Origin of the sequence: Methylotuvimicrobium sp. KM1, from assembly GCF_044788715.1 — a bacterium.
Classification (GTDB): Bacteria; Pseudomonadota; Gammaproteobacteria; order Methylococcales; family Methylomonadaceae; genus Methylotuvimicrobium.
On the sequence record NZ_CP173170.1, the window covers coordinates 4,542,601 to 4,554,769 of the forward strand.

A 12,169-nucleotide genomic window follows, 5' to 3' on the forward strand; every position below is an offset into this window, starting at 1 on the left:
ACCCCCTTCTAACAGTTGTCGAAGTATTTCATGCTCGATCCTTAGGTGAGCGACATCAAAGCTTGATTATCGTCCTCGGCAGCCCTACCCTGGGAATTAATTGCCGATGCCTTACATCAACGGCAGAATCTGATCGAATATCTTGCCGTTCGTGACCAATATCTGTTTCGGAAAAATACCGGGATTCCCCTTGAAGTCGGTTACGGTTGCTCCGGCTTCCTTCGCGATTAATACACCGGCCGCGACGTCATAAAGGTTCAATTCCTGTTCCCAAAAAGCATCGACCTGACCATCTGCAACCAAACACAAATCCAGAGCAGCCGATCCCAGTCGACGCTGCCCGGCTGTGACTTGCGCAATGCGGCAAAAGCGAGCCAAGTTATTGTCTGTCAAATAACTTCGCAAACACGCAAAGCCGGTGCTGACCATCGCGTCGGCCAAGTTGGCTTCCGAAGACACATGAATACGCTCGCCGTTCTTGTATGCCCCTTGCTCTTTTTGCGCCCAATAAAAATCATTGAACACCGGCGCATAGACCGCGCCGAATTCCATTTCCCCCTCGATTTCGAGCGCCACGCTAAGCGACCAAAAATACTGACCTTTCGAAAACGAATGCGTACCGTCAATCGGATCGACAATCCAACGGCTGTTTTGGTTTTCGGTCTTACCGCTTTCCTCGCCCCAAAAACCGAATTGCGGATAGCGCCCGGTCAATTCCTTCTTCAAAAACGCTTCGACCGCGACATCGGCTTCGGTAACAAAATCGCGGGGCGCTTTTTTAGTAATTTCTATATGCTTCAATGCTTTGAAATAATTCAATGCAATGGTGCCGGCTTCGCGGATAACCTGCTCAAGATCGCTTGTAGAAATAGACATTATCGGCCTTAGAAATGAATTAAAGCCGCTTATTGTAACGCATCGGCGGCCAGGCGGCCTATCTCAGTATGATGCAGAATTTTTTCGAATGGTTGCAAAACCCGCCGAGGCCCTTGCATGAATACATACACCGGCGTTGAAGTGTGCGTGCCGGTGGCCCAGACCGCGTGTTGTTGTTCGGCGACTTCGCGCGCCAATAAATTTTGACGATTGCCTGCCGGATAAGCAAAAAACGCGCTGTTGAAACCCATTATAGGCACGCGCTTTAAACTCAATGATTGGTGGTTTGGCCGGTAATAGCGGTTGTTTTCAGTCGCTAAAATACGCTCCGCTTGTCTTTCGTCGATTTTGAATTCGGTATAAAGATTAACCATTTCGGCCAACTTAGCCGGCGACTTTTGCGCCTTCGGCAAGGACTCGAAGCGCTTGAACAGCTCATAGTAACTCAACTGCTGTGCATACAACCGGTCCAACACTTCAGGATTGCCATAATTAAAGGATGGTTGAAACTGCCTGTCTTCTTGAAAATACGCGCCAGGAAGCGTCCGGGGTTCGGGAATATCGGCCGCCGAATAACTAAAACCGAAGCCGCCGGTTTCATGATCGGCCGTGACAATCAATAAGGTATCGTCTCGTCCCTGCATCCAATCGAGCACGGTTTCGAGCGTTTCATTAAGCCTGAGCATTTCGTGCAATAATGTGCCGGTATCGTTGCCGTGCGAAGCCCAATCGATCTGTCCGGCCTCGATCATTAGAAAAAACCCTTGTTCGTTTTTCGACAAGATATCCAGCGCCTGCCGCGACATTTCCTGCAATGTCGGAACGATACGATCCGGGTCTGGTTTGGCTAGGGTCTCGGCAATGCCATTCGGTAATTCGGACGCGGCAAACAAACCCAAGGTTTTGTCCCGGGCTTGCTGCAATTGCGATTTATTGAAAACCAACTCATAGCCCTGTTCCCGTGCTTGTTCCAATAGATTTTTTCGATCTTTACGTTTCGAAACGATCGAGTCGGTCCGACCCAGTAATTGCGCTGCCGACCGGTAATCTTGCGATTGTTGGTCGTTGACGGTTTCGGGCAACCAATAACCCCAACCCGCCGACAACATGACATCCGGACCGATATTCAACAAATCTTCGGCAATTTTATTTTCGAGACTTCGATGTGTCTGATGCGCGGCAAATGCCGCCGGCGTCGCGTGCGTGATGCGCGAATCGGACACCAATCCTGTAGCCTTGCCGATACGCTTGGCTTTTTCGACAATCGTTTCGCGGCGGTTGCCGTCTTTATCCAGCCCCAGCATTTCCGAACCGGCAAAATATCCGGTAGCCAATTGAGACGCCGAAGCCGCAGAATCGGTGACTAACGTGCCGGCCGCGTGCGTCGTCGAAATAGTTAATTTGGCATCGCCTTGTTCAATCATGCGGTCGAAAGCGGTTTTGCGCGATTCGATCACACTGCCCGGCGCTTGCCTGGCATAAGACAATAACAACCCGATTTGCTGCGGCCCCATGCCGTCGCCGATCACTATAATGACGTTGTTAATACGAGCATCTTCCGAATGCGCCAGGTCAACACCGGCACATCCCGTCAATGCCAGACTCAATAACCCCAGCAAACAGATCGCAATGTAAATTTTTTTCATATCAAATGCCAGTATACGAATAAACTTTAGTCAATATATTACTGTGGAAATTCGTAGATTGTGACTCTTTATCTAATATATTGATATTCGACACAATGTCGGTTCCGGAGAGGGTGCGGTTGCTCGACCGACAGGCGTCGGCGGCAAGGACAGCCGCCGTCGAGCCTACATGGACGTATTCACCCAGCACCTAAATCCCATAATCTGTTGGTTATGGTTAGCTCTCTTTGATAATTTAGGTGCTGGGTTCACGGCGACCTGTCGGGCGAGTGACCGCACCCTCCGCCACCAGAGAACTTTCATTTACCGGGGCGATGGCTAGACCTTCATGAACGTTATTGTGCAAAATTGTTAGATTCAGCACGAGTTCCCGAACTCAAACCGCTCCGATGAATCAACGCTTATGAGTCTAACAAGAAACAAGCGCCAAACATTTACTTATCGATTATGATAACGTTATCGATACTACTCCCTTTTGATCGAAAAACCGTCTAAGAAAATAGGTATGGGATATGTCTAACGAGGACCGCCGTAAACCCATCCATGGGGGCTTGACGGCAGCAATCGAGCGCCAAGAATGGCGTGAATGCAGATTTTGCATACGCCATGGACGGCGTGTATTAGGGCAATGCAGGAGCAATTGCCGAGAAGCAAAAATCTGCCCTGCTGCCGACTCCTCGCTAGCCACACCCCATACCTTCATAAAGTTAGCCATTTTTTGAGTATAAATTCGCCGATCGGTAAAGCTCATGGAAACCGCCCTGTCAAAAATTCTCTCTGAAATAGACCCGCAGCAATTGCCGGCTATTCCTAAAGTCTTATTGAATCTGATCGAAGCCTTTCAAAATCAAGATACCGGCTTCGAGGACTTGACTCGAATCATCTCGCAAGACGCAGGGCTTAGCTCCAAAATATTGTCCGCGGCCAATTCGCCTTTCTATCAGCAATTCGGAGACGTGAAAGACTTAAATCGTGTGTTGATTATCCTTGGTCTTGAACCGTTGAAGACCATCACAATGACCAGCGTGGCACAACAATTTTTTAACCAAGCCTCGCCGTCCCACCAAAATTATCTCGAAGTCATTTGGTTCAGATCATTGGCATGCGCTCATTTTGCAAGACGCTTGGCAAAACTCATTGGTTTTGAATCGCCCGATCAGGCTTATTTGACCGGTCTACTGCATCGCATCGGACAATTAGGCCTCTTGCAATGCTTCCCCAAAGAATACGGCGCATTGCTAAACGATCATTCCGAAGACCTCCCCGAATCGTTCGAAAAAAAAACATTAGGAATATCACATTGCGAAATCGGCGCTTATATCATTGACACCTGGAATATTCCCGGCTTTCTCGCAGACGCCGTTTTGTATCAAAATAAAACCTCTTCCGCAATACTCGATAGCTCTACCTTAGTTAAATTGATCAACTTGGCAGCGCAATTAAGCCGATTCGATAAACAAAACAGCGCCGTTGTTTACGCCGAAGCCCATGCGCTATTCGGACTCGGACAAGCGATTCTTGACGAAATAGCGGTCGATGTAAAAAAACAGGTCGAACAGACTGCGGGAAGCCTTGGAATTGCCATCGCGAAGCCTGAAGACGGCACGACGATCATCAGAGCGAAACTCGAGGAACGTAACGCGATTCAAAAACGTCTGGGAAAACATACCAAGGATTTGGCCTTCCTCGGCGCCATTGCACGCAACAACGATTTATCCGAGCAATTCGATAAAATCCTAACGACACTACTTAGGGACTTAAATATATTATTCGGGTTCAGGTCGACAGCCGTGTTTCTAGTCAACCCGGAAAAGCCCATGCTTGAAGGTTATCCATTACCCGAGCAACACAACGCCAACCTCGTATCGAATTTGTCGATCGAACTCAAGCCTAACCGCAGCTTGGTCGCGAATGCGTTATTGAACCAACGCTTGCTAGTATCTTATCAAACCACCCTGCTCGACCCCACTCCGGTTATCGACCGCCAAATTTGTCGATTGCTCGAAAGCGAAGGCATGTTAGCAATTCCCCTTAGCGCGAATAATCGACATTGGGGAGTTATTGTTGCAGGATTGGCGCCGACCGACCAACTCCAAGTCAAGGCTAAACGGGGTTTGATCTCGTTATTTGCCGGAGAAGCGACCCGGATGCTCTCCAATCATCGTGTAGCCAGCGAACGCATCAAGGAAAACATCGACTCGATGCAATCTGACTTTCAATTACATGTAAAAAAAATTATTCATGAAGCCAACAATCCGCTGAGCATCATCAATAACTACCTTTATTTACTCAACCTCAAACTCGGTAGCGACAGCCCTCAAGAAATCGGACTCATTCAAGAGGAAATCAACCGGGTCGGCGAGATCATTCTGCGCCTTTCCGACACACCGACACAAGAAAGTGCCGCCGGTGATTCCGGCCCGGTCGATATCAACCAAGCCCTAAGCGATTTGATCGCACTTTTCGAGGGCGGACTCTTCGCCCCTCGTCGAATAGAGGCCTGTTTAAAACTCGACGATCGGCTCCCGAAAATCGCCGTCAGCAAATCCAAGCTGAAACAGATTCTAACTAATTTAATCAAAAACGCCGCCGAAGCATTGCCTGACGGCGGTCAAATCACGATCTCAACCCGCGACCGCGTTTATTTAGGCAATCACTGTTACGTGGAAATTCAAATCCACGATGACGGTCCAGGTTTACCCGATACGATCAGCGAACAGCTTTTCCGACCGGTTACCAGCACGAAAGGCGAAGGCCACTCCGGACTCGGGCTTACTATTGTCAAAAACCTGGTCGACGAACTAGCCGCCACTATCGGCTGCAACTCGACGCCGGACGAAGGAACGACCTTTCAAATTTTTTTACCCAGAACGCTATAACCATGCCTATAATTAGTAAATAGGATCACGGTATTAAATATGGGCGCCATAGCAAGCTTACATTCTAACTCAGACATCGAGATACTAATTATCGATGACGAACCCAAGGCACGCGCAAGTTTACACGATATTCTCAAATTATCCGGCTACCGCGTCGCTATGGCGGAAAACGTCGAATCGGCCATCGAATTGATTAATGAGCATAATTTTCCTTTGATTTTGCTCGACCTAAATATGCCTGTTTTGAACGGTCATCATTTTTTGGACTATCTGGCCCACCACGATATTGAAACACAAGTCCTGATCATAAGCGGCGAAGCGACTTTCGCTCAGGCCGCACGATCACTTCGGTCAAACTTCGTTCAGGAATTCATAAAAAAACCCTACTCGGTCGAAGCCTTGTTGCATTCGGTTAAAATTGCCGCCGAAAAAATCCGCCTGAAAGAAATCAATAATAAAGTTCAGGCGCAATTATCGAAATCCGAACAATTACACCGATTTTTCGTCGACAGTTCGCCCGACATCATTTACATGCTGAACGATCGAGGCGAATTCGTGTTTCTGAACAATGCCATCGCCAACATCCTAGGCTATGACAAGAGCGAAATCATCGGTAAACATTATTCCTCGTTGGTGTACCAAGCCGATCTCGACAAAGCGAAATACGCTTTTAATGAACGCAGGACCGGCGATCGCTCCACCAAGGCCATCGAACTTCGTTTACGGTGCAAAAACAGCGATCAGCCGAAATATGTCGAAACCAATTCAATTACAATCGTACTGAGTTCCAAAGGCGTTTATAAGAAGAAAAAAGAAAATAAGGAATTTGTCGGCACCTATGGTGTCATCCGCGACATCAACGACCGCAAGCTCTCCGAAAATACCTTGCGCAAACTCAATTTAGCGGTCGAAAACAGCCCTAATTTGATCTATATCACCGACAGTAAAGGCACGATCGAATACGCCAATCCGAAAATTTTTGAAATCTCCGGTTACACCGACGAAGAAATTATCGGCAAAACACCGCATATTTTTAGTTCCGGAGAAACGCCGCCGCATGAATATCAAGAGCTTTGGAGCACCATCTCCTCGGGAAAGATTTGGCGAGGCATTCTCAAAAACCGAAAAAAAACCGGGCAACTGTATTGGGCCCAACAATCGATCGCACCGATGCTGGACTCAGACAACCGGGTAACGAATTATGTTGCGATTCAAGAAGATGTGACCGAAACGCTCGCTCAGCGCGACATGATTACCTATCAAGCGACACACGATCCATTGACCGACTTGATCAACCGCACCGAGTTCGACCGTCGTTTGAAACGGATTATCAACACGGCTAAATCCAAAGGCTCGACACATGTTTTGTGCTACCTGGATCTCGACAACTTCAAAATCGTCAACGACACCTGCAGCCATACGGCCGGCGACGAATTGCTTCGCCAAATCAGCCGGCAATTATCGTCATTGATTCGCAATCGCGACTCCCTGGCTCGACTCGGCGGCGATGAATTCGCGATACTGATGGAACACTGTACGCTGGAACAAGCGCAAGCAACAGCCGAACGCATTCGGCAACACATCGAACGCTACCAATTCCGGTGGGACGACAAAAGCTTCCGAATCGGCGTCAGTATCGGCATGGTTACGATCCATGCCGAAAACGGAGGTTTCGATGAATTACTGAAACGCGCCGACATCGCTTGCTATATAGCCAAGCAAGACGGACGGAACCGCACCCATGTCTTCACCGAATCCGACCAGGCTTGCATGGATTACCGCAACGAAGCCGCGTGGCCCGAAAAAATCGAACAAGCCTTGTCGCATAACCGCTTCCGACTCTATCGGCAGCGAATCGTCGCACTGAAAAGCATCGAAGGCGATCATTACGAAGTGCTGTTGCGCTTGCAGGAAGACTCCGGCAAAATCATTGCGCCAAACGCATTTTTACCGGCCGCTGAGCGCTATCAATTGGCCGCTTCTATCGATCGATGGGTTATTCAACAAGTGTTCAACTGGATGCTTGAGCATCCCGATCGGTTAAGTTCACTAACGTTGTGCTCGATTAACCTTTCCACGGCAGGCTTGAATGACAAAGAACTAATCGAATTTATTATCGACCGTTTCAAACAAACTGAACTTCCGGCAGAAAAATTCTGCTTCGAAATCACCGAAACGGCAACTATCGCCAATTTGACCGCAGCAACACAATTCATTACTTCGCTTAAGGAACTCGGCTGCCGATTTTCACTGGATAATTTCGGTAGCGGACTGTCTTCGTTCGCTTATCTAAAAAATCTTCCGGTCGACTTTCTCAAAATCGACGGCGTTTTCGTCCGCGATATCGAAACCGATTCGGTGGCACTAGCAATGGTCAAATCGATTAACGATATCGCCCATGTCATGAATAAAAAAACCATCGCCAAATTCGTTGAAAACGATTCGGTAATGAAAATCCTTTTAGACTTGGGCATCGATTATGTTCAAGGTTACGGCAGCGACGAGCCTTCACTTTTGAAATAAATCAGCAATTCCCAGTTTGAGAAATTTCTTCGTGTTCAGGGTGCGGGGTATGCCTGTCGAGGAACGCCGTAAACCCATCCATGGGGGCTTGGCGGCGGCTCCCTGCCGCCGACATCCTCGCCAAGCACAGTCCGCACCCTTTTTTATTCTCAAATTGGGAATTGCTGGAAATAAATCGGCCATGCCCTTCTTGTTCTTGTAAAATCCTGAGCTTGTAAATGCCCTAATGGATGTCGTCTTGAAAAGACTGTGACCTGCCTTTTCCGGGCCGACACTTGACCAACGAAAGGTATACGATGAATGACACCAAAGTCCAGCTTTCCGGTTACCACCGACTGAAAAAATTACGCACTGCATTAGCAACTGCCAGGGGTACCGTTCTACTTGCCGATTTAAAGCGAGAAGCGGAAGGAACTATCTCACATGACCAAACCAAACGGGTCACTTATCTGACCAATCTGTTCTCAAGAATTCATCGAGAACTGTTTCAAGACTGGAAAGACCAAGCCACGATTCGGCACCGCCCCGGTACGATGACCGATGCCGATAAGCGCCTGAAATTTCGTAAAACCATCGGGCGTTTGGTACTAGACGAAGAAGCCAATAGAGATACGGCTATTTTCGACAATAATGGCTTTGTCATCAACGCCGACAACATCGACGAAAGATTGGCCGATTTTTACTTAAAAATGCGCATCGTTAGACCCTTTGATTACGGTAATCGCATCACGCTCGATTTTTTCATGACCATCATGGGAAGACTACCGGCTTTTAAAGCCGTTTATGAACACGGCATCGATTTTCGCCGTATCGATCAACATGACGCCATCGCGCTTCACGATACGTCAAGCGATATTGAAGCGCTAACGCGCGCCTTCCATCATTCTCTCAACCCGCTACGCAACCAGTCATTAATCAACCAAGCCAACGGCTACGGAATTTGGCCCGAGAACAAAACCTTCGTCTCGGGAATCCCTTTCTTATCCTATGTCACCGAAAACGGCACTCAATGTCTGGTATCGGTCAACGGCGGATTGGTGCCGTTGGACAGCATACAAGAAGAACTCTTTACCGCCGGCAAACACATTGCCGATTATCCCTTATGCTCACCGGATAACATTGTCGGCTACCTGCCCGACACCGAAGCCCTGCGCACACCTGAAAAAACCGAAATAGACGGAATAACCGTCGGCAAACAAGGAGAGGCGCCGCTATTTTGCCTTGACGTCAACATGTTGACCGGCTTGCGCTCGCCTAGTCATGCCGAATTATTGGAATTGGTCAAGCAATGCGCGGGCAATCAGGCAAGCATTTTTAATCTGGCCGATAACGAAGCGCTAAAACAACAATTGCTGATTGCCGCAAACGGCGACGAACGTTTGCAGCGAAGTGTTGAAATTGCCTATGTTAGACTCGCCAAAATCGTGACCATTCTCGACCGCGCCGAAAACGACATTTTCAGCAGTAAAACACCGGTCGCCGAGCCGCGACTGTTTATGTCAATGGGCGGCGCCGGTTCCGGAAAAAGCGCAGTGGAGGAAATCGCGCAAAACCATTGCGGGGACAATTTCGTAATCGCTTCGCTCGATGAATTCAGAAAGCAAAGCGATCTCTATAAAGTGCTGACCGCCGCCAACCACCATAGCGACGATTATGTTTATGTGGAACCATTCGCCAACCGATTGCGCGACGCGGTAGCCCGTCGCGCCAAACTCGAGCGGATCAACATACTCTACGACGGCACAGGCATCCCTTATTCGCCTCGCTATTCAGGCATTATCAATGAATTCAAACAAGCGGGCTTTTATACGCAAATCACCGCTGTCGATGCCTTTATCGTCAAGCCCGGCAATCGCGAGCATGAACTGATCCGTTCCACCGTCATCGACAGCGTCAAACAACGCTTCGAAAAAACCGGCAGAGCCTTACCCTGGGTCATTACAGTTTATAAACACATTCGCTCCCCTGAGTCATTTCTCGATGCTTTAGAAGACCCTGCTCTGGATAAAATTTCTCTATTTGCTAACGACAGCGAACCGGGCATGCATTACTTGATCGCCGAAAGCTTCAATTTACCCGACCGCGAAGTCAAATTACTCAAAACCCATCAACTGTCGGGCTCGCTCGCTAAATCTCTCATCTCGCTGAGTAAAACCAACGACGATTCGCTACTAAAAAATCTAGCACACAACGATAAAACAACGCTCAGGCGAATGATCGATCGAAACCCCGAATACAACGAGCAAAATGTCGCTTACTTAATTTACAATAGCCTTCACGATCACCGAGTATTAGTCATTTACAACTGCCGGCGAATGATCGATTTTATCGATAAACGGCAACTCAATCCGAATGCATCAGGCGAACAAGGCCTATTACACAAACCGGAAGCATTGGCCTTCCATGTCGACCCTCCCTCCCGCACCCCCTGGTTAATCTCGCTTCAGGATTCGACTTGATTGAATCATGCGCCTCTTTACCGAACCGAAAATATACCTTTCGCACTTCAAATTTCGGCAGTGTCTTAGGAGGCGCCGGGGTGCTCGGCAAAGGCTTTGCCAGCATGGAGCTGGCATAGAGCCTACATGGACGTATTCACGGCGTCCTTTGACGGGCACCCCGGTGCCGAATTTTGATCTCCGATAGGTATATCGAGCCCCAAAGCGGAAGGGGAGCGTGGGAGTTCAACTATCCATTACCAATTATGGATACTCGATATAGACAAGTATCGCTGATTTCGGATGTATAAATATAAAAACACTACCAAGTCCCAATTGCTCACCCAGAGCGACTAGGTTATCCTTAGTAACCGGTAATCATAAGTTTCCAGAGCGAAAGAATGTAAATATATCGGTCTTTTGCTATAACAACTAAAATAAAAAACAGAGGTTCTCGAGATGGCAATGAATTTTTTGGATCAAATACTTAACCTAGCAGGGCTTAAATTGCCCGAAGCTAAAGAACGTTATGATCCTTCCGTGTATATACAAGAGGAGATCAAACCTTCGGCCGCTAAGGCGGAACCTGCGCGGGCTAGTAATACAGCGCAACAGAAACAAGCGACTTCAGAATTAACTGGCGTGGCTAAATACATGGCGAAACAGAAACAACAAGAACAACCGCAAGCCGCTCAGAAAACGCCATCTGACTCAGGCGAACCGAAAACGGCACAATTATCCGGTGTCGCAAGATATGTAGCAAAGCTGGAACAAGAAGCGCGAGAAAAAGCCGAGGCGGAAGCTGCGGCTTTAGCCAACATGAGTGGCGTCGAACGCTATCTCGCCAGACTGGAAGGCAAAACCGTAGCCCCGCCAAACCAAACACCCGTAACTAACACACAGAAAGAAGTCGCACCGACCCGAGTCGAGCGCTATTTGTCGAGTCGGATCGAAAAAGAGTCTGCTAAAACGGTAGCGACACCAGCCAAACCTGCTGTAAAAGAAACGAAAGCAGCAGCGAAACCCGTCGAGGCCCAAGCAAAACAACCAGAGCCTTCACCTGTCAGCAAGCAAGAGCCACCTGCCAAACCCGCCGAAAAGAAAGCAAGCAAACCGTCCGCGCCGGTCAAAAAAGAGCCGGAAGTTAAATCGGCGCCAAGCGATAAAATTATCGACCTTACCGTTAACGGCGAACAATGCCATGCCACGACCTCCAGAGGTAAGCGCTGCCGCCGCTCAACGGGCTTAAAAGTTATAGAAAGAACGATCGACGGCAAAAGATACAGATTTTATGCTTGTCCTCAACACAATAACAAAGACTTTCAGCCGTCTCCCGAGTTATTGGAAAAATAAAAACCGGAAAGTTGGAGAGTCCGGAAAAAACTAAATCGAGGCTGCACGAGCTAAGCTTACAGACCAAGAAACCGGGGTTTTTTAAACCCGGACCTAGACTGTCGAAAAAAGCCATTTAGCTATTTTCTGTGTTCCCGATTTTTAATCTCAAAATATCTTGGAAATTGTTGGTGATCATAGGTTATTAAGCGCTAGGTGTAGGGTGCGCATCGCGCACCTGGATTTGGGATCTGCGTCGGGTTCCGCTGTGCGTACCATGGCGACTCCGCCAATATTAACCCAAGCTCTTATGGCTTGACTTGGGTAGGGTTTCGGGCCTTACTCCCTTTTGATCGAAAACCGTCGAAGAATAAACCTAAAAAGAGCAGTTGAGAGCCTCAAACTACCGTTCGCCCTGAGCCCTTCGGCTAGGCTCAGGAGAGCCTTGTCGAAGGGTGAACGATAGTTTGAGGCT

At 48.3% G+C, this 12,169-nt stretch carries 6 protein-coding genes; 4 read left to right on the forward strand and 2 right to left on the reverse strand.

Annotation, left to right across the window (positions count from 1 at the left end; translation table 11 throughout):
- Positions 1-111: 111 nt before the first annotated feature.
- Together ACINK7_RS19780 and ACINK7_RS19785 are read right to left on the reverse strand one after the other, a co-directional pair.
- On the reverse strand, positions 112-876 hold the full coding sequence (locus ACINK7_RS19780) for an inositol monophosphatase family protein (protein ID WP_404357967.1): 765 nt from the start codon (positions 874-876) through the stop codon (positions 112-114).
- Between the two features lie 29 nt (positions 877-905).
- Positions 906-2,522, reverse strand: coding sequence for an alkaline phosphatase (locus tag ACINK7_RS19785; protein ID WP_404357968.1), 1,617 nt, complete (start codon positions 2,520-2,522; stop codon positions 906-908).
- 749 nt (positions 2,523-3,271) lie between these two features.
- Here ACINK7_RS19785 and ACINK7_RS19790 point away from each other — a divergent pair.
- The 4 genes from ACINK7_RS19790 (at position 3,272) to ACINK7_RS19805 (ending at position 11,715) form a co-directional block, all read left to right on the forward strand.
- A complete protein-coding gene (locus tag ACINK7_RS19790; RefSeq protein ID WP_404357970.1) occupies positions 3,272-5,401 on the forward strand; it encodes an HDOD domain-containing protein in 2,130 nt (709 codons plus the stop codon).
- A gap of 39 nt (positions 5,402-5,440) precedes the next feature.
- Positions 5,441-7,924 carry an EAL domain-containing protein gene (locus ACINK7_RS19795; protein WP_404357972.1) on the forward strand — a complete coding sequence of 828 codons (2,484 nt, stop codon included), beginning with the start codon at positions 5,441-5,443 and terminating at the stop codon, positions 7,922-7,924.
- A 296-nt stretch (positions 7,925-8,220) separates the two neighbouring features.
- Positions 8,221-10,383, forward strand: a complete 2,163-nt coding sequence (locus ACINK7_RS19800) for a zeta toxin family protein (RefSeq protein WP_404357974.1) — start codon at positions 8,221-8,223, stop codon at positions 10,381-10,383.
- A gap of 438 nt (positions 10,384-10,821) precedes the next feature.
- Positions 10,822-11,715: a hypothetical protein gene (locus ACINK7_RS19805; RefSeq protein WP_404357976.1), complete on the forward strand. Its 894-nt coding sequence runs from the start codon at positions 10,822-10,824 to the stop codon at positions 11,713-11,715.
- Positions 11,716-12,169: the final 454 nt, after the last annotated feature.